This window comes from Amycolatopsis sp. NPDC001319, assembly GCF_042896185.1.
Lineage (GTDB): Bacteria > Actinomycetota > Actinomycetes > Mycobacteriales > Pseudonocardiaceae > Amycolatopsis.
Genome location: NZ_JBIAWY010000001.1, coordinates 955,528 through 973,811, shown reverse-complemented (window position 1 = coordinate 973,811; position 18,284 = coordinate 955,528). Strand labels below are relative to the sequence as shown.

The window sequence follows — 18,284 nt, the reverse complement described above, 5'->3', positions numbered from 1 at the left end:
AGGAGCAAGACCGAACGGATGACACCACGAAGGGGGACCCATACAGAGAACCCGACACGCACAGTGAGACCCGTACCGTAACGGACAAGGGTGGCCGGCCCCTGGCTCTTCCGCGCGAGAGCTTAGCGACTGGCACAAGATCCCGACAACGCTTCAAGACCGCGTGTCCCACGACAAAGATGGACGGTATGAGCACACCACCGCGTACACCGACGCCCGCCGACGTGGCCGCAGCCGCGAACCGCATCCGGCCACACGTTCGGAGGACGCCGCAGCTACGGACCGAAATCGACGGTCGGCCCGTGGTGTTCAAGCTGGAGCACCTGCAGCGCAGTGGTTCGTTCAAGCTGCGCGGCGCCGTCAACGCACTGCTCGCCGGCCCCGCTCCACGCCGTGTCGTCACGGCTTCGGGCGGCAACCACGGCCTCGGTGTCGCGACGGCCGCGCAGGCGCTCGGCCTGCCTGCCGTCGTGTACGTGCCCGAGTCCGTGCCGCCCGCGAAGGCCGCCGGGATCGAGGCCGCCGGCGCGAAGCTGATCCGCCACGGCGCCACGTACGCGGAGGCGGCGGCCGCCGCGCTGGCCGTCGGCGATGAACCCGGCACGCGTTACCTGCCGGCCTACGACGACCCCGACGTGGTCGCCGGCCAGGGCACGGTGACCGCCGAGATCGTCGCGGACGACCCGGACGTCGACGCCGTGGTGGTCGCCGTCGGCGGGGGCGGGCTCGCCGCGGGCACGGCGCTGGCGGCCGACCGGCGGCGCGTGTTCGCCGTCGAGCCGGAGCGCTGCCAGGCGCTGCACGCCGCGCTCGAAGCCGGTCAGCCGGTGGACGTCACGCTCGACTCCGTGGCCGCGTCGGCACTCGGCGCGACCCGCGTGGGCGAAGTGCCCTTCCGGATCCTGAACGCCCCGAACGTCACGTCCGTGCTGGTCAGCGACGCCGAGCTGCTCTCCGCGCGCGACCGGTTGTGGGCCGAGTTCCGCCTGGCCGTGGAGCCGGCCGCGGCGGTCCCGCTCGCGGCGTGGCTCGCCGGTCGCGTGCCCGCCGCGCGGCCCTGTTTCGTCCTCTGTGGAGCGAACACGAGCGTTACTTTCGCGTGAGGTCGTAGACGGTCGTGCCGTCGACGGTCGTCGCGGGGAAGTTCTGCTCGACCCAGGTGGTGATCTGCCCGGCCGTGCCACGGCTGCCGCCGAAGCCACCGAACCCGCCGCGACCACCGGCTCGGCCGGCCACGAAGTAGTGCACCTCGCCGGCGCCGACGTACTGCTGGAACTGCGCGAGCGTCGGCGCCGGGTCGCTGCCGCTGAAGCCGCCGATGGCCATCACGGGCTTGCCGCTGCTGAGCGCGAGGCCGGCCGACTGCATGGCGCCGGTCTGCGCGGCAGCCCACTTCGTGGTGGTCGCCTGGAGAAGTCGATCAAGATCCACTGTGGACGCGGTCGTCCCGCCGAAGCCGCCGCGGAATCCCCCGCCACGCTGGTTCGCCGGCCCCGACGACGGCTGGCCGCCGGTGTGCGCGGTCGCGGCCGTGACGACGGTGAAGGACGCCGTGCCGAGCAGCGCCGCCACGAGCCCGAGCACGGCGACCACCGGGGCCGCGCGGCGCAGGGAGCCGGCGCCGAAGAGCACGGCCGCCGTGCCGAGCGCGCCCAGCACGAGCACGGTGTAGCGCAGCCACGGCTGCCACTCCGGCGTGTGGGCGAGCAGGATGAAGGCCCACACGGCCGTGGCCGCGAGCATCAGGGCGAGCACCGCGCGCGGGGCGAAGTGCGCGCGGCCGCGCCACAGCTCGCGGGCCGCGATGGCGATCGTCGCCGCGATGCCGGGCGCGAGCGCGACCGTGTAGTACGGGTGGATGATCCCGCTCATGTAGCTGAAGACCACAACCGAGACGACCATCCAGCCGCCCCACAGCAGCAGCGCGGCGCGCGTGCGGTCGGTGCGCGGGGCGCGGCGGGTGAACCACAGCCCGGCGACGAGCCCGATCAATGCGGCGGGCAGCAGCCAAGACGCCTCGCCGCCGAACTGCTCGGTGAACAGCCGCGTGAGGCCCGTTCCGCCGCCGAAGCCGCGGAAACCGCCACCGCCACCGCCGCCGGCGGCGGCCCGGTCCGGCAGCTCGAAGCCGGCGGGCAGCTCGGGCCGGGCGCCACCGCCCCCGCCGTGGCCCTGGCCGAAGATCCGGCCCAGCCCGTTGTAGCCGAAGGCCAGCTCCAGCACGCTGTTGTTCGTGGAACCGCTGATGTACGGGCGGTCGGCGGCGGGCCACAGCGCGACGGCCAGCACCCACCACCCCGCCGACACGAGCACCGCACCGGCCGCGGCGAGCAGCTGCCACACGCGCCGGCCGAGCGACGTCGGCGCCGCCACCGCGTAGGCGAGCACGAACGCCGGCAGCACCAGGAAGGCCTGCAGCATCTTGTCGAGGAACCCGAACCCGATCGCGACGCCCGCGAGCAGCAGCCACTTCGTGCTCGCGTGCTCCAGCGCGCGCACCACGCAGTAGCCACCGGCGACCAGGAGCAGCACGAGGAACGCGTCGGGGTTGTTGAAGCGGAACATCAGGGCCTCCACCGGCGTCAACGCGAGCGCGGAGCCCGCGAGCAACCCGGCGCCCGGCCCGGAGAGGCGCCGCACCGCGAGGTAGAGCAGGCCGACGGACGCGACGCCCGCCAGCGCGTCGGGCACCAGCATGCTCCAGCTGGAGAAGCCGAAGATCCGGCCGGAGAGCCCCATGACCCACAGCGAGAACGGCGGTTTGTCGACCGTGACCACGTTGCCCGGATCGAGCGAGCCGAAGAACCACGCCTTCCAGCTCTCGGTGCCGGCCTGCACAGCCATGGCGTAGAAGTCGTTGCCCCAGCCCGAAATCGCGACATCGGTGACATACAGCGCAGCCGTCGCGATCAGGAGCACCGCGACCGCCGGCCGTACCCATCTGGGCCGCTCCGTCGGCGGGGCCGCGGGTGTCGGGTCCACTGTGGTCGGTCCGGGCGCGGTGAGGGCACTCGTCATGCGGCCATGCTCACGACGCGGTTTGTGGGCTCCTTGTGCGCTTCCTGTGCGCGTCCTGTGAGACATTCACGACCGGGTGATAGCCGGGTCACGGTATTCCGGGAACATGGCGACGAACTCGGTTCGACCAGGCTCGCTGAACACCGAAACGCGGCCGCTGTGCGCGGCCACGACTGCGGCGACGATGGCAAGACCGAGGCCCGTGCTGCCGGCCGCGCGCGAGCGCGAGTTGTCGCCGCGGGCGAAGCGTTCGAACACGTCCGGCAGGATTTCCGGCGGGATGCCGGGGCCGTCGTCGAGCACCGAGAGCCGCACCCAGCCGTCCTGTGTGGACAGTGCCGTGGTCACGGTGGTGCCGGGCGGGGTGTGGGTACGGGCGTTGCCCAGGAGATTGAGCACGACCTGGTGCAGCTGGCCGGCGTCGCCGAGCACGCTGATCGGCTCGCCGGGAGCCTCGAGCCGCCACTTGTGGTCGGGGCCGGCCACGTGGGAGTCGGCGACGGCGTCGGCCACCAGGCGCGAGAGGTCCACCGGCTCGGGCACGACGGGGCGGCCGGAGTCGAGCCGGGCGAGCAGCAGCAGGTCCTCCACCAGCGTCGTCATGCGTGCCGACTCCGACTCGACGCGGTTCATGGCGAACGCGACGTCGGGCGGCACCTGCTCTTTGCTGCGCCGCGTGAGCTCCGCGTAGCCGCGGATGGCGGCCAGCGGCGTGCGCAGCTCGTGGCTCGCGTCGGCGACGAACTGGCGCACGCGGCTTTCGCTGGCCTGGCGGGCTTTCAGCGCGTTGGCGATGTGGCCGAGCATGCGGTTGAGCGCGAAGCCGACCTTGCCGACCTCGGTGCGCGGGTCGGTGTCCACTTCGGGCACCCGCTCCGACAGCGCCACCTCGCCGCGGTCGAGCTGCAGTTCCGACACGCGCGACGCGGTTGCGGCCAGCCGGTCGAGCGGCGCCATGGTGCGCCGGATCGTCACCGCGCCCGCGACGCCGGCCACGATGATGCCGCCGAGCGCGACCCCGCCGAAGATGAATCCCAAGCGCCACAACGTGTCCGTGACGTCCGAGAGCGGCAGGCCGACCACGGAGAAGTCGCCGGACGGGGAGAACGACGCGATCACCCGGTAGTCGCCGAGGTCGCCGCCGAGGTCGATGGTGCGGCGGTGGCCGTCGGGCGGGAGGCCGAGCAGGAGCTTCTGCTGCGCGGTGGAGACCGACTGCAGCGGCGGCTTGACCTTCGACGGCGTCGCGGAGCCGAAGTTGAGCACGGCCGCGCGCACGGCTCCGTTGTGGACCTGGACGGCGAGCGTGCCGTCGCCCTGGCCGAGCACGCGCAGCGGGTCGGGGGGCGGTTTGTCGCCGTAGATCCACGGTGGCCGGTCGCCGCTGCGGAAGCCGCGGTCGGTCGCCGCGGCGAGGCGCTTGTCGACCTGGCCGACGAGGAAGTCCTGCAGCGCGAACTCCGTGACCACGCCGACGACCAGGCAGACGAGCGCCAGCAGCGCCGCCAGCTGCACGATCAGCCGGCGCCGCAGCGACCACGGCCGGCGCGCGGGCACCTCAGCCGGCGGGCTTGAGGACATACCCCGCGCCGCGCATCGTGTGGATCATGGGCTCGCGGTCGGCGTCGATCTTCTTGCGCAGGTAGGAGATGTAGAGCTCGACGATGTTGGCCTGGCCGCCGAAGTCGTAGCTCCACACGCGGTCGAGGATCTGCGCCTTGCTCAGCACGCGCTTGGGGTTGCGCATGAGGTAGCGCAGCAGCTCGAACTCCGTGGCGGTGAGCGGCACGAGGTCGCCGCCGCGGTGGACCTCGCGGCTGTCCTCGTCGAGGGTCAGGTCGCCGACCACGAGCTGCGAACCGCTGGCGCCCGTCACCCCGTTGGCACGCCGGAGGAGGGCGCGCAGACGGAGCGCGACTTCTTCGAGGCTGAAGGGTTTGGTGACGTAGTCGTCGCCGCCCGCGGTGAGTCCGGCGATGCGGTCTTCGACGGCGTCCTTCGCGGTGAGGAACAGCACCGGCAGGAACGGCGCCTCGGCGCGCATGCGGCGCAGCACCTCGAGGCCGTCGAAGTCGGGCAGCATCACGTCGAGCACCACGGCGTCGGGCCGGAAGTCGCGCGCCACGCGGACGGCTTCCGTGCCGTCGCCCGCGCTGCGCACCTCCCAGCCCTCCATGCGCAGCGCCATGGCGACGAGTTCGGCCAGCGTCGACTCGTCGTCCACCACCAGCACCCGCACCGGGCTGCCGTCGGCGCGGCGCAACTCGTCCTTGCCCCGGCCGGGCGACGTCGCGTTCATACTGCTCATGGTGCCATCCTCGGGGCCGGTGTTCAGGCCGAGCTGTGCGGCGACTGTGCGTTTCCTGTGCGGTGGTCAGCCGTTCGTGGCCTTCTTGCACAGCCTCAACCCACTCCGGACACAGCTCCCGCACAGCGGCGGCCGCGACTCTCGGTCCGACAGTCAAGACCCGGAGGAAAACACCATGACGACCGATCCAGCACAGGGCGCCACGTGGGGCGCCCCTGGCGGCGAGCCACCGGCGGCCCCGAAGAAGTCGTGGTCGGGCCGCAAAACGGCGATCGCCGCGGGCGTCGCGGTGGTCATCGCCGTGGGCGGCGGCCTCGCGATCTGGGCGGGGACCAGCTCCAACGACGCCTCGGCGCAGCAGGGCCCCGGCGGCCCCGGCGGCTTCGGCGGCCCTGGCGGTCAGGGCGGCCCTGGCGGTTTCGCCGGCCGCGGTGGTTTCGGCGGCTTCGGCGGCGGCGGCGCCGCCCTCCGCGACGCCCTCCACGGCGACTTCGTCGTCACCGACCCCAACGGCGGCTACGTCACCGAACGCCTCCAGACCGGCGCCATCACCGAGATCAGCGCGACCTCCGTCACCCTGACCAGCAAGGACGGCTACAAACAGACCTACGTCCTCGACTCGTCCACCCAGAAATCCGCGACGACCCCCAAGACCGGCGACAACGTCACCGTCATCGCCAAACTCAACGGCACCACCGCCACCGCCACCTCCCTGCAGTCCGCCACCGCCACCCAACGCGCCCCCGGCGGCACCGGCCAGCCCGGCCAGGGCCGCCGCCGCTACGGCAACTGACCGGGCTCCCCCGACGCCGGCGTCGTCGCCCCGACCACCATTGGACGGTGACGCCGGCGTCGTCGTTTCGGGCACGACCGGTCCACTCGCGGTGCTGGGCTTCGCCCCTCTTGCCCGTTCGCCCCGCCGACCGCGCACGACCGGTCCACTCGCGCCTCCGACTCCAACGCGAACAACCCCACCCACGGGTCCTCTTCCGCAGAAGTTGTGCGCGACTGGACCCCTCGTATCACCGCGCCCCGGGCGACGGGTCCCTTCGCGACGCACGGCGCGAAAGGTTCACTCGCGCGACGACCACACCATGACACCTCGTGCGGCAAGCCCGGCATCACAGGTTCAGTCGCACCACCGCGCAGCACGATCGGTCCCATCGCAGGAGCCGGCTCGGCACGATCGGTCCCATCGCGACGCGCCAGCACACGACGACCGGTCCAGCCGCGTCGCCGACCCGACCCGGCCAGCCCACTCGCCTGCGCGAATTGGCACGACCGGTCCCCTCGCGCCACTGCGACGGCACGACCAGTCCACTCGCGAGGTGAAGCCCCACCAGCCTCCGAGCCCGACCGGCCCTCTCACGAAACCAGCTCGGCACGACCGGTCCACTCGCGCAGCAAATTAGGCACCATCGGTCCACTCGCGAGGTCCGGCCCGGTCCCCTCGCGCAGCCCACCTGAACCCATCGGTCCCCTCGCGCAGCCCACCCGAACCCATCGGTCCCCTCGCGCAGCCCACCCGAACCCATCGGTCCCCTCGCGCAGCCCACCCGAACCCACCGGTCCCCTCGCGCAGCCCACCCGAACCCATCGGTCCCCTCGCGCGACCCACCCGAACCCACCGGTCCCCTCGCGCGGCCAACCCCGGCCCACACCGAAACGGCTCACCGCCGCCCCGCTCAACCAAACGTGCGCCCCCTTCCCAAAGCGCACCAAAACCCCGCCGTCGGTGCGTAGGTTGGCCGGGTGCGGGACATCAACGGGTCGCTGGCGCGTCAGTCGCTGCTGGTGGCGCTCGTCTGTCTGGTGTGCGACGTCGCCCTGTTCACCCTGCGCGGGCCGCTGCCCGAGGCCGGGTGGCGGGGCTGGGTGGTGCTCGCCGGAGCGGTCATCGTGGACGCAGCCCTGGCCGGGGCGGCCCGGTATTCGGGCTGGGTGGCGGCCGGACACGCCGCACTCTTCGTCGCGGCCCCGCTGTTGCTCTGCACCTGCACCGGCTTCGTAGTCGGCAACAACGCGGGCATCCTCGTCGCCGGGTATCGGGCCGGGGCGTGGTTGCGGGTGGGGCCGGCGGTGGTGGCGCTCGTCGCGATGCTGGCGGGGGTCGGGGCGGGCGAGCTGCTGGGCGGGGGCCGGGGCGCGAATCCGGCGCTCGTCGCGATCAGCATGGCCGTGTCGGCGGTGCTGCCGTGGCTCGTCGGCCGGTACACGACGGCCCGGGGCGCCTACATTGCCGACCTCGAGCGGGAAGCCGAAGAGCGCCGAAGGCACGAAGCCGAAGCAGTGCGGCGGGCCGTTCTCGAAGAGCGCGAGACCATCGCGCGCGATCTGCACGACGTGATCTCCCATCACGTCAGCGCGATCGGCGTCCACGCCGGCGCCGCGCGGCTCGGGCTGCCCAAGGGGGAAAGCCAGGTCCACAAGTCCCTCGGAGCGGTCGAGTCGGCGAGCCGCTCCGCGATGGCCGATCTGCGCCGCCTGCTGGATCTGCTGCACGCGCGCGGCGACGAAGCCGCCCAGCCCGGGCTGGACAACCTCGACGAGCTGCTCGACACCGTCCGCGCCGCGGGCCTGCCCGTGCGTCTCACGGTGCACGGCGACGTCCGCGAAGTCCCCGGCTCGCTCGACGTCGCCCTCTACCGCATCGCGCAGGAAGCCCTCACGAACGCGTTGCGCCACGGCACCGGACCCGTGGAGCTGGAGCTGGACCACCGGCGCACGGAGATCATCCTGACCGTCACCAACGAGGCCGGCCGCCCGGTCCCGCAGCGCGACGGAGCCCACCGCGGCCTCGCCGGGATCCGCCAGCGCGTGACGCTCTTCGGCGGCGAAGTCACGTACGGCCAAAAGGACAACACCTGGCAGGTCAAGGCCGGCTTCCCCCTGGAGGTGGCATGAGCACACCATCGCGCCCGCCCGCTCACCCCGCCGGCCAATCGCCCCGCAAGAAACAGGAGGTCGCATGATCCGCGTGCTGCTCGCCGACGACCACGCCATGTTCCGCTCCGGCATGCGCGCCCTCCTCGACACGCAGCCCGACTTCGAGTGCGTCGGCGAAGCGGCCGACGGGCGCGAAGCCGTGGCGGAAACCCGGCGCCTCAAGCCGGACGTCGCGGTCCTCGACGTCCGCATGCCCCGCCTCGACGGCCTCGCCGCGACCGAGGCCATCCTCGCGACCCCCGGCAACGACACCCGCGTACTGGTCCTGACCACCTACGACGCCGACGAGTACGTCTACCGCGCCCTGCGCGCCGGCGCCAGCGGCTTCCTGCTCAAGAGCCTCGCCCCCGAAGAGCTCGTGGCAGCCATGCGCGTCGCGGCGCGGGGTGACGCGTTGATCGACCCGTCGGTCACGCGCCGGCTCGTGGCCAGCTTCGCCACCAGCCTCGAGCCCCGCGCGGCCGAGCCGCCAGAGCTGGCGCGGCTCACGTCCCGCGAGCGCGAGGTGCTGCTTCTCATAGCCGACGCGCGCAGCAACGCGGAGATCGCACGCCAGCTTCACGTCGGCGAGGAGACTGTGAAGACGCACGTCTCGCGCGTGCTCGCGAAGCTCGGCCTGCGCGACCGCGTGCACGCCGTCGTCTACGCCTACCGCAACGACCTGGTCGCGAAAGAGGCCACCTAGGAGGAACCCCCGTGAAACGCTGGATCACGCTGGCCATCGGCGCGGTGCTGGTGCTGGTGGGGGCCGTCTGGGTCCTGCAGGGCGCCGGCGTCATCACCGGCAGTTTCATGACCGGTCAGAAGCTGTGGTTCCTGATCGGGCTGGTCGCGGTCCTCGTCGGGGTCGTGGCCGTCGCCGCCACAGCTCGGCGGTCCACGAAGAAGTAGCTCAGGCGGGCATCAGCTCGAAAATGGGGTAGCCCGGCGCGATCTCGCGCAGCTTCTCCTCCGGCGCCTTGGCGTCCACGCCGTCGAAGAACACGCCGACCTCGAACTTCCAGCGCTTGAGGTACGCGCGCAGCAGCACGGGCTTCTCGTCGTCGGCCAGCTCGCGGTAGGTGAAACCCTCCACGCGCTTGCCGACGCGCAGCTGCCCCTTGCCGGCCACGCGCAGGTTGCGCACCCACTGCGTCTCGCCGCGCGGCGCGACCAGGTAGCGGCCGCCCTCGAACGGCAGCAGGTTCACCGGCACCTCGCGGATCTCGCCGGTCTTGCGGCCGCGGACCATCAGCACGCGGCTGCCGACCACGCTCACGCCCCGCTTGGTCAGCCACTGCACGAAGTTGTTGAACGAGTTGGTGGCCTTGGCGGGCTTGATGTAGCGCTTCTCGGTGTTCATCTCAGGACCTCCAGGTTCTTCGAGAGCACTGCTCTCCGTTGAGATCAGTGAACACCAATCCGCACTTAGAGTCAAGAGCAGTGCTCTCCATTTTGTGCAACGCTCTCGAAGTGGCACACTGGTCCCCATGACCGCCACCAGGACCGCCCGCGAACGTGCCCGCGCCGAACTGACGCAGGAGATCAAGGACGAAGCCCGCCGCCAGCTGGCCGAGGTCGGCGCGCACGGGTTGTCGCTGCGCGCGGTCGCGCGCGAGCTGGGCATGGTGTCCTCGGCGCTCTACCGCTACTTCCCCAGCCGCGACCGCCTGTTCACCGAGCTGATCATCGACGCCTACGACGCCGTCGGCGAGGCCGCGGAGAAGGCCGACCCGGGCACCGGCGACCCGCGCGAGCGCTGGCACGCCGTCTGGCAGGCCACCCGCGCGTGGGCCAAGGCGCACCCGCACGAGTACGCGCTGATCTACGGCTCGCCGATCCCCGGCTACCAGGCGCCGCAGGACACGATCGTGCCCGCCGCGCGCGTGGCGCAGGCGATGGCGAAGGTGCTGCTGGAGGCCGATCCGCACGAGCCGGCCGTCACGGCCCCGATGTCCGCCGAGCTGCGCGGACAGGCCGAGCGGCTGGCCCGGGCCCTGGGTGCGAACGCGCCGGCCGAGGTCGTGACGCGGCTGATCGGCGCGTGGACGCAGCTGTTCGGCGCGATCAGCTTCGAGCTGTTCGGGCAGTACGTGGGCAGCGTCGACCCGTCCGACGCCTACTTCGAGCACCTGACCGGACAGATGGCCGACTTCGTGGGGCTGTGAACTAGCCCTCTCGGGACGGTTCACCGACGGCGGAGAGACGGTACGTTCGCGCGTGACGACTTCGCGGGGAAGGTGGTTCGACGTGGCGGGATGGGCCGAGCGGGTCAGCAGGGTCCGGGTGGTCGGGACCGGCGTGATGGGGCGCGGCATCGCCCAGCTCGCCGCGACCGGCGGGGTCACGGTCGAGCTGGCCGACCTCGACCTCGACGCGGTGCGCTCCGCGCTCGACTACGTGCACGGCATGCTCGACAAGCTGGTCGCGAAGGGCCGCCTGTCCGAGGCCGAGGGGCGCGCCGCCAAGGAGCGCCTGGTGATGGTGGACGCGCCGTCCGCGCCGGCCCAGGACGTGGACCTCGTGATCGAGGCCGTGCGCGAGGACCTCGAGGCCAAGCGCGTGCTGTTCGGCAAGCTCGAGCAGGTCTGCCGGCCCGACACGGTTTTCGCAACCAACACGAGCTCGCTGTCGGTCACGGAGATCGCCGCGGGCCTGACCGACCCGACGCGCGTGGTCGGCCTGCACTTCTTCAACCCCGTGCCGCTGATGCGGCTGGTCGAGGTCGTCCCCGGCGTCCGCACGGTCGAATGGCTGCCCGAAGAGGCGCTGAAACTGGTGCGCCGCTGGGGCCACGAACCCGTGCTCGCGAAGGACGCGCCGGGCTTCCTGGTCAACCACGCCGGGCGCGGCCTGAACACCGAGGCGCTGCAGATCCTGTCCGAGTCGGTCGCCGAGCCTGCGGACGTCGACCGCATCGCGCGAGACGTGCTGGGGCTCAAGCTCGGACCGTTCGAGCTGCTCGACCTCACCGGTCTCGACGTCTCCCACGCCGTGCTCGAAAGCATCTGGAGCGGCTTCCACTCCGAGCCGCGGCTGCGCCCGTCGTGGCTGACGCGCCCGCGAGTGGCGGCGGGGCTGTTCGGGCGCAAGAACGGCGAGGGCTTCTACCGCTACGTCGACGGCAAGCAGGAGGTCGCGCCCGAGCCGGCCGCGCCGCCGGCCCCGGACAAGCCCGTGTTCACCGCCGAGGAACGCCTCGGCCGCCTGCTCACCGCCGCCGGCGTGCAGGTCGTCGCCGACGCGTACCCCGACGCCGTGCTGCTGGTGTCACTGCGCGGCGAGTCCACTTTGGACGCCGCCGCGCGCGCCGGCCTGCCCGCCTCGCGCGTCTGCGGCGTCGACGCCCTGGGCGGCTACGAAGGCCGCCTCACCCTGTCCGTCCACCCGGGACTCGACCCCGCCGCGGGCCGCGCCGCGTGGGGCGCGCTGGCCGCCACGGGCCGCCCGGTGACCATCGTGCAGGACGGCCCCGCGCCCGTCGCGCAGCGCCTGCTGGCCTCGATCGTCAACACGGCGTGCTACATCGCCGCCCAGAACCTCGCCGAGCCGGCCGACATCGACACCGCCGTCCGCCTCGGCCTCGGCTACCCGCGCGGCCCCCTGGAATGGGGCGACCTCGTCGGCGCGGACAAGGTGCTGCGCGTCCTCACGGGCCTGCACCAGTCCACAGGGGACCCGCGCTACCGGCCGAGCAGCTGGCTCGTGGAACGCGTCGCGCTCGGCCTGCCGCTCACCGCGAAGGGCACGCGGCCCGCCGATCTGCTCTGACGCCACCGGAACCGCGGGGGTGCCGCCCCGACCGCGGCGCCCCCGGCTCCGAAAGCGTCAGTCGAAGCTGCAGCCCGGGTTCGGCGCGTCGTCCGACAGCGGCGCGCCGTGGGGCAGGACGTAGAGGACGTCGAGGACCATCGGCGTGGTGCCCTCGTTGCGGCCGATGTGGACGTGGTCGGCGCCTGCCGGTTCCATGATGGGGGCGCCCTGGTGGTAGACCCCGTCGACGGCGCAGTCGGATTCGTAGTGGGTGAGCGTGCCGGAGCGGACCCAGCCGTAGAGGTTGCCCTCGTGGGTGTGCCAGCCGGTGGAGCCGCCCGGGGCGAGGGTGATCTCGCGCAGGACGAAGTCGGTGTTGCCGGCCGTCCACTGGGAGATCAGGGTCGCGCTGACGCCACGACCGGGCGTGGCCGACGCGACGGACGGCACGAGCAGGGTGGCGAGAGTGGCAACGCCGGCGACGGCGACCGTGGCGAGCTTGCGCATGGAAGACCTTTCTCGATGATCTTCCGTGAAGTTACCCCACTAACGGTTGTCTGAAAGTTCCCGACTTACCGTCCACACGGGCACTTCTCACCCGCCGGGAACGCCCACAATGGACAGATCACCCACGCCGGAGCCGACGTGGGTGACCCGGGCCACTCACCAGCGGTGGTCGACCGCCCCCGCCGGCGTCCACACGATGTAGCCGCCCTGGAAGTCGCTGCGGAACCCGTTGGCGCCGTAGCGGTACTCGTCCGACGTCGGCAGCCCCAGGTAAGACTTCTCCCACCCGAGCGCGGCCCAGCGCTTGCGGATCTCGCCCTTCACGTTGTGCGCGCCCGTCGCCGGGCTCCAGTAGATCGACGCATTGCCGCTGAAGTGGTTGTAGCGCGCGGCCCCGTTGGGCGTGGCGGTTTCGTCCGTGGTCGGGTAGCCGAGGCCGCGTTCCCAGCCGTACGCCGCCCACTTCTGCTTGATCGCCCCGCCGATCTCGTGCGCACCGGTCGATGGTGTCCAGTAGATCGAAGCGCCGCCGGTGAAGTGGTTGTACCGGCCGACGCCGTCCGGGGTCACCGATTCGTCGGTGGTCGGATAACCGAGGCCCCGTTCCCAGCCGTACGCGGCCCACTTCTGCTTGATCGCCCCGCCGATCTGGTGCGCGCCCGTGGCCACGGTGTAGTAGATCGAGCCGCCGCCGCTGAAGTGGTTGTAGCGGCCGACGCCGTCGGGGGTGCCGGCCTCGTCGTTGATCGGGTAGCCCATGGTCTTTTCCCAGCCCAGCGCCGCCCACTTCGCCCGGATCTGGCCCTGGATCGAATGCGCGCCCGTCGACGGCGTCCAGTAGATCGACGCCGCCTGCGTGCCCGGCGTGCCCTGCAGGTGGTTGTAGCGGCCGACGCCGTCCGGAGTCGGCGTCTCGTCGGTCACCGGCGGCCCGTAGGCCTGGTGCCCGCCGATCGCGAGGTACTCGGCGAGGATCTGGCCGCCGATCTCGCGCACGCCGGTCGCCGCGGTCCAGTACAGGCGGGCGTTGGCGTACGGGCGGTAGTGCACCGGGCCGTCGACCACCTCGGGACCGGTCGCCGCGCCGGCGAGTGTGCGCAGCGCGGGTTCGGCGGCGTAGCGCTGGTCGATCGCGGTGGCGTAGTTCGCGGTCAGCGTCGTGTCGCTCGCGCCGACGGTGATCGACCACGACGCGGTGGCCGGCCCGTCCTGCCAGCCGGTGAACTTCGACGCGCCGTCGCTGCCCAGCGTCGACGCCGTCACGTCGAACGTCGCGCCCTCGGTGACCATCGCGCTGCTCACGCCGCCCTCGCTGGGGATGCTCAACGCGGCCGGCTGCGTGCTCACGAGCGTGAGCCGGTGCTGGCGCGGCAGGGCGACGTAGGTCTTGCTCGCCTTCACACCGGCGCTGTCGGTGACCGTCGCGGTGAACTCCATGCGCGAGTCGGTGTGGTCGGTGAACGGCACGGACAGCGACGGGCCGGTCGCGCCGTCGTCGGGGTGCACGTGGCACGCGCCGAGGTCGGGGCAGTGCCGGATCAGCGACGTCCACGTGACGGGCAGCGTGCCGTCCTCTTCGTCGGTGGCCGTGGCGGTCAGCGAAACCGGCTCGCCGACGGCGAAGGTCTTGTCCGGAGTGGACAGTTCGAGGTCGGGCGAGTGGTTGCCCGGAGCCACCGCGACCGTCGTGGTCCCCTTGGCGCCCAAGGGGTCCTGGGCGGTGAGGGTGGTCGTGAACGACGCGCCGGTGCCGTACTGGTGACTCGCCGTCACGCCCGTCGCCGTGGTGCCGTCGCCGAAGTCCCAGGTGTAGGTGAGCGCGTCGCCGTCGAAGTCGTAGGAACCGCTGGCGTCGAAGGAAACCGTGCGCGTGCCGGGGTCGGTCGACGATGTCGCCACCGCGACCGGCGCCGCGTTGTTCGTCGAGTAGCTCAGGCGGCGCAGGCGGCTGCCGTTGAGGTCGGCGAACACGATGTCGCCGTTGGGCGCCGAGGAGATCCGCGTGACGCCGCCGATATTCGCGAACGGCGGCGGGTTCACCGGAGCCTGAGTGAGGGCGCCCTGTGCGTTGTACTTGAGCGTCCACATCTTCTGGCCCGCGTAGTCACCGAAGAAGTACGCGCCCTGGTACGCGGCCGGGTAGGTCGTTCCACTGTAGACAACGCCACCGGTGACGCTGTTGCCGTTCGCCGGCCCGTCGCCGTGCTGGTGTTCCCACAGCGGCGGCGTGTTCACGACGTGGGCGCAGCGCGCGTCGGTGCTGTAGCCGGGCGTCGGGTGGTTGCCTTCCCAGCACGGCCACGCGAGGTTCGCGCCGGGCTGCACCACGTCGATCTCTTCCCACAGGTACCAGCCGACGTCGCCCACCACCGGCAGGCCGCTCTTCGGATCGAGCGTGAAGCGGAACGGGTTGCGGAAGCCGCTCGCGAACACCTTGCTGCGCGTGGAGTCCGGGGCCGAAGGGTCGTAGAACGGATTGCTCGGCACGCCCTTGCCGTCCGGCGTGATGTGCAGGATCTTGCCGTGGGGCGAGTCGAGGTCGAGCGCCACGAAAGCGACCTCGTTGGTCTTGCCCGCGTCACCGTTGTCGCCCACCGAGTACCACAGCGTGCCGTCGGGCGCGGGGATCACGGTGTCGAGGCCGTGGATGTAGTACTGGCTGCCGGGCAGCTCGAAGATCACCTTCTCGTCGGCGAGGCCGGAGGGGTGGCCCGAACCGTCGATGGTCACGGTGAAGCGCGCGGCGCGCAGCACGTACTGGCCGCCGCCCGTGCTCACGGCGCGGTTGAGGTAGATCTGGTGCGAGGTCGTGTAGTCCGGGGCGAGCGCGACGCTCGTGAGCCCCATGTCGCCCTGTGTCTCGACCGGGAAGTTCGCGATCCGCACGGGTTCGCCCGAGCCGTTGGCCGGGACCCAGTTGACGGCACCGCTCTTGCCCAGCGCCAGCACGCTGTCGTCGGGCAGCCACGCGAAGTCGGTGAAGTCGTAGGGCGAGAGCCCGGTGGGCGTGTCCCGCAGCACGAAGCCGGCGGGCAACGTCGGCGCCGCGTCATCGGCCGCCGCGGCGGACGCGGTGATCGGGACCAGCGCCACGGCCAGCACGGCGGCCGTCAGCAGCGAGCGGAGTTTGTTCCAGGCCATGCGGTGTGCCCCTTCGTGAGTGATCGGTTATCGCTCACGAAGAGGACGTTGTTACCGCATCCGGGTGAATTTCGTTAAGCACCGGCGGATGTCACCCGGACCTGCGAACGCTGTGCACATTCGAACACCTGAGCCCACCCCGGATGGTTGATGCGAGGGCTCATCAACCGCTACGACAAGCTCTCCCTCGGCGCGATCCCGGGCACCGGGGGCACGACCTCAACCTGCGTAAGGACGAAAAAGAAGTGGGGGCGCCGGTTCCGACCGGCGCCCCCACTTCGCGTTTCACCCACCCGTCAGGGCGTCAGGGCACGACCTGCACGACGTCGCCGACGTGGAGGGTGTTGAAGAACTTCAGCGACGACGTCGCCGAGAGGTGCACGCAGCCGTGCGAGTACGTCTTCAGGCTGCCGGTGTGGAAGGCGTCGCCGGGGTAGAAGAACACGGAGTTCGGCATGGGTGCGTTGTCGAACTCGCGGCTGTAGTGCATCTTCTCCTTCGACAGCACGTGGAACGAGCCCGTCGGCGTGGCGTTGCCCTTGCGGCCCGGCAGCATCGAGACGGGGCCGTAGATCACCTTGCCGTCCTGCAGCAGCCACGCCTTGTGCGCCGAGATGTCCACGCACGCGGCCGTGCCCGACGCGGCGGCGGCCTTGGCGCACGGCACGTCGGCGGCCGCGGTCACCGGCGGCTTCGGCTTGGTCGTGGTGGGCTTCGGCTTGGTGGTCGTCGGCTTGGGCTTCGACGTGCTCGTGGCCGGCGAGCTGGTGGTGGCCGGGGCGCTGCTCGTGGTCGCGGGCGCGCTGCTCGACGTCGCCGCGGAGGTCGTCGCCGAGGTCGTCGGCGCACCGCCGCCGGCACCCGCCTCCACCGCGCCACCACCGGTCACGTTGGCGGGCGACGCACCACCGCCGGAACACGCGGCGAGCACGAACGCGCTGGCCACGGCCGCGATCCCCACCAGAAGCCTCTTCACGATCCGGTACCCCCAGGGAACTCGATCAGGTCGAACTTGTCACGGGGATAGACGACCGTCCCCCGGTGGTGGTTGCGGCCCGAAGGTCACGATTTCGGCGCGGCTCCACCCCCGGGTGGACGCGAGAATCCACCCGGAACCCGCCCGTGAGCCGACGAAACGGCAGGTCGAAAGGACGAATCTGGGTGTCACCACCGACCAAGGAGCCCCCGATGAACCCGCTGACCCTCCTCGCCTACTTCGCCATCGCGGCCCTCGTCCTCTACCGAGTGGTCTACAAGCAGCTGCGCGGCACGCTGCTGAGCCGGAAGTCGCTGGTCACGATGCCGCTCGTGCTCACCGCCATCGGCGTGTTCACCGCGGCCCAGGCGCTGCCGAAGGCGAGCACCGGCGAGCTGGTGCTGCTCGGCGCGGACATCGCGGTGCTGATCGTGCTCGGCCTCGCCCGCAGCGCGAGCACCACGCTCACGGCGCGCGGCACCACGACGTTCCAGAAGGGCTCGGCGCTGACGCTGGTGCTGTGGCTCGCGACCATCGGCGCCCGCGTCGGCTTCGGTTTCCTCGGCGGCTACCTGGGCTTCGGCAGCGGCCTGACCTCGGCGTCGATCCTGCTGACGCTGGGCCTGAGCATCGGGGTCCAGAACGCGCTGACCTACTACCGCATCCAGCAGCGCGGCCTCCCGCTGGCCGAGCAGAGCCGGCCGGCGGTGCGCGCCTGACGATCCACCGCGAAGTCCTCCCGACCGCACCCGGTCGGGAGGACTTAGTCATCCCCGGACCTGCGCCACCACGCGCGCGTACATCCGCGCGGGACTCGGCAGCGCATGCAGGAACCCCGGCAACGGCGGCAGATCACGGACGAACGGGCCCAGCGCCGCGTACAACGCGTCGGCGCCGGAGGGTCGGTTGGCCGGGTCTTTGGCGAGGGTCGCGGCGAGCAGGGCGTTGAGCGCGGCGGGGACCCCCGGCACGGCGGCGGGCGCGTCCTTCACCTGCTTCTCGAACACGGCGTACGCGGTGGGACCGGTGAAGAGCTGACGGCCGGTGAGCATCTCGTGCAACGCGCAGCCCAGCGCGTACAGGTCGCTTCGCGGCTCCGCGAGGCCGCGCTGGATCTGCTCCGGCGCCATGTACGACGGCGTACCCAGCAGCTGGCCGGCCCGCGTGAAGCGGGCGACGTCGGCTTCACGCAGCACGGCGAGGCCGAAGTCCATCACCTTCACGCTGCCGTCGGGGCAGAGCATGAGGTTGGCGGGCTTGAGGTCGCGGTGGCAGACGGACCGGGCGTGGGCCGCCGCGAGCACGGCGGCGGTCTGGGCCGCGATGGCCGCCGCCCAGGGGACCGGCAGCGGACCGTGCTCGGCGAGGAGATCGGCGACGGTGACGCCGTCGACGAACTGCATGACCTGGAACAACCGGTCGTCGTACGTGCCGAAGTCGTACAGCGTGGGTACGCCGGCGTGGTCGAGCGTCGCGAGGATGCGGGCTTCGCGGGCGAAGCGTTCTTCGAGCTCTTCGTCGCGGCCGGGCAGGCGCAGCAGCTTGATGGCGACGCGCCGGTCGAGCCGCCGGTCGTGCCCGCGGTGCACCGCGCCCATCCCGCCCCGGCCCAGCGGCAGCTCGTCGACCTCGTAGCGATCGGCGATGAGCATGGTT

At 71.8% G+C, this 18,284-nt stretch carries 16 protein-coding genes; 8 read left to right on the top strand and 8 right to left on the bottom strand.

The features are described 5' to 3' along the window. The first annotated feature begins 179 nt into the window (after window positions 1-179). Window positions 180-1,103 carry a serine/threonine dehydratase gene (locus tag ACFY1H_RS04610; RefSeq protein WP_366584057.1) on the top strand — a complete coding sequence of 308 codons (924 nt, stop codon included), beginning with the start codon at window positions 180-182 and terminating at the stop codon, window positions 1,101-1,103. Here the strand turns inward: ACFY1H_RS04610 and ACFY1H_RS04605 are convergent. The 3 genes from ACFY1H_RS04605 to ACFY1H_RS04595 all read right to left on the bottom strand — a co-directional run bounded on the left by ACFY1H_RS04605 (window position 1,090) and on the right by ACFY1H_RS04595 (window position 5,326). Continuing rightward, on the bottom strand, window positions 1,090-3,018 hold the full coding sequence (locus ACFY1H_RS04605) for an ArnT family glycosyltransferase (RefSeq protein ID WP_386944597.1): 1,929 nt from the start codon (window positions 3,016-3,018) through the stop codon (window positions 1,090-1,092). The genes ACFY1H_RS04610 and ACFY1H_RS04605 overlap by 14 nt on opposite strands. A gap of 66 nt (window positions 3,019-3,084) precedes the next feature. Beyond that, window positions 3,085-4,599, bottom strand: a complete 1,515-nt coding sequence (locus ACFY1H_RS04600) for a sensor histidine kinase (protein ID WP_386944595.1) — start codon at window positions 4,597-4,599, stop codon at window positions 3,085-3,087. Further along, window positions 4,577-5,326, bottom strand: coding sequence for a response regulator transcription factor (locus tag ACFY1H_RS04595; protein WP_285971785.1), 750 nt, complete (start codon window positions 5,324-5,326; stop codon window positions 4,577-4,579). The genes ACFY1H_RS04600 and ACFY1H_RS04595 overlap by 23 nt, the downstream gene beginning before the upstream one ends. A 175-nt stretch (window positions 5,327-5,501) precedes the next feature. Between ACFY1H_RS04595 and ACFY1H_RS04590 the strand changes: the two genes are divergently transcribed. The 4 genes from ACFY1H_RS04590 (at window position 5,502) to ACFY1H_RS04575 (ending at window position 9,163) form a co-directional block, all read left to right on the top strand. Further along, entirely contained in the window at window positions 5,502-6,119 is a 618-nt protein-coding gene (locus ACFY1H_RS04590; protein WP_386944592.1) for a hypothetical protein, read from the top strand. 959 nt (window positions 6,120-7,078) lie between these two features. After that, window positions 7,079-8,230 (top strand): sensor histidine kinase, encoded by a 1,152-nt coding sequence (locus tag ACFY1H_RS04585; protein ID WP_386944590.1) that lies wholly within the window; start codon window positions 7,079-7,081, stop codon window positions 8,228-8,230. Between the two features lie 64 nt (window positions 8,231-8,294). Continuing rightward, window positions 8,295-8,957, top strand: coding sequence for a response regulator (locus ACFY1H_RS04580; RefSeq protein ID WP_386944588.1), 663 nt, complete (start codon window positions 8,295-8,297; stop codon window positions 8,955-8,957). An 11-nt stretch (window positions 8,958-8,968) separates the two neighbouring features. Further along, window positions 8,969-9,163 (top strand): hypothetical protein, encoded by a 195-nt coding sequence (locus tag ACFY1H_RS04575; protein ID WP_386944586.1) that lies wholly within the window; start codon window positions 8,969-8,971, stop codon window positions 9,161-9,163. 1 nt (window position 9,164) lies between these two features. Here the strand turns inward: ACFY1H_RS04575 and ACFY1H_RS04570 are convergent, their stop codons facing one another. Continuing rightward, complete coding sequence (locus ACFY1H_RS04570) at window positions 9,165-9,614, bottom strand: nitroreductase family deazaflavin-dependent oxidoreductase (protein WP_366584064.1); 450 nt, start codon at window positions 9,612-9,614, stop codon at window positions 9,165-9,167. 127 nt (window positions 9,615-9,741) lie between these two features. Between ACFY1H_RS04570 and ACFY1H_RS04565 the strand changes: the two genes are divergently transcribed. Together ACFY1H_RS04565 and ACFY1H_RS04560 are read left to right on the top strand one after the other, a co-directional pair. Then, complete coding sequence (locus ACFY1H_RS04565) at window positions 9,742-10,419, top strand: TetR/AcrR family transcriptional regulator (protein ID WP_386944584.1); 678 nt, start codon at window positions 9,742-9,744, stop codon at window positions 10,417-10,419. Between the two features lie 82 nt (window positions 10,420-10,501). Next, window positions 10,502-12,022 (top strand): 3-hydroxyacyl-CoA dehydrogenase, encoded by a 1,521-nt coding sequence (locus ACFY1H_RS04560; protein ID WP_386944582.1) that lies wholly within the window; start codon window positions 10,502-10,504, stop codon window positions 12,020-12,022. 57 nt (window positions 12,023-12,079) lie between these two features. Here ACFY1H_RS04560 and ACFY1H_RS04555 read toward each other — a convergent pair whose 3' ends face one another. From ACFY1H_RS04555 to ACFY1H_RS04545, 3 genes are all read right to left on the bottom strand, one after another. Next, window positions 12,080-12,511, bottom strand: coding sequence for a cupin domain-containing protein (locus tag ACFY1H_RS04555; RefSeq protein WP_366584067.1), 432 nt, complete (start codon window positions 12,509-12,511; stop codon window positions 12,080-12,082). Between the two features lie 156 nt (window positions 12,512-12,667). Next, window positions 12,668-15,652 (bottom strand): PQQ-dependent sugar dehydrogenase, encoded by a 2,985-nt coding sequence (locus tag ACFY1H_RS04550; protein ID WP_386944580.1) that lies wholly within the window; start codon window positions 15,650-15,652, stop codon window positions 12,668-12,670. Between the two features lie 304 nt (window positions 15,653-15,956). Further along, entirely contained in the window at window positions 15,957-16,628 is a 672-nt protein-coding gene (locus ACFY1H_RS04545) for a L,D-transpeptidase (RefSeq protein WP_366584069.1), read from the bottom strand. A 212-nt stretch (window positions 16,629-16,840) separates the two neighbouring features. Here ACFY1H_RS04545 and ACFY1H_RS04540 point away from each other — a divergent pair, with 212 nt between their 5' ends. Beyond that, a complete protein-coding gene (locus ACFY1H_RS04540; protein WP_386944578.1) occupies window positions 16,841-17,347 on the top strand; it encodes a hypothetical protein in 507 nt (168 codons plus the stop codon). Window positions 17,348-17,395: 48 nt separating this feature from the next. On the opposite strand, the gene ACFY1H_RS04535 is transcribed toward ACFY1H_RS04540, so the two are convergent. Further along, entirely contained in the window at window positions 17,396-18,280 is an 885-nt protein-coding gene (locus ACFY1H_RS04535; RefSeq protein ID WP_386944576.1) for a serine/threonine-protein kinase, read from the bottom strand. Window positions 18,281-18,284 lie beyond the last annotated feature (4 nt).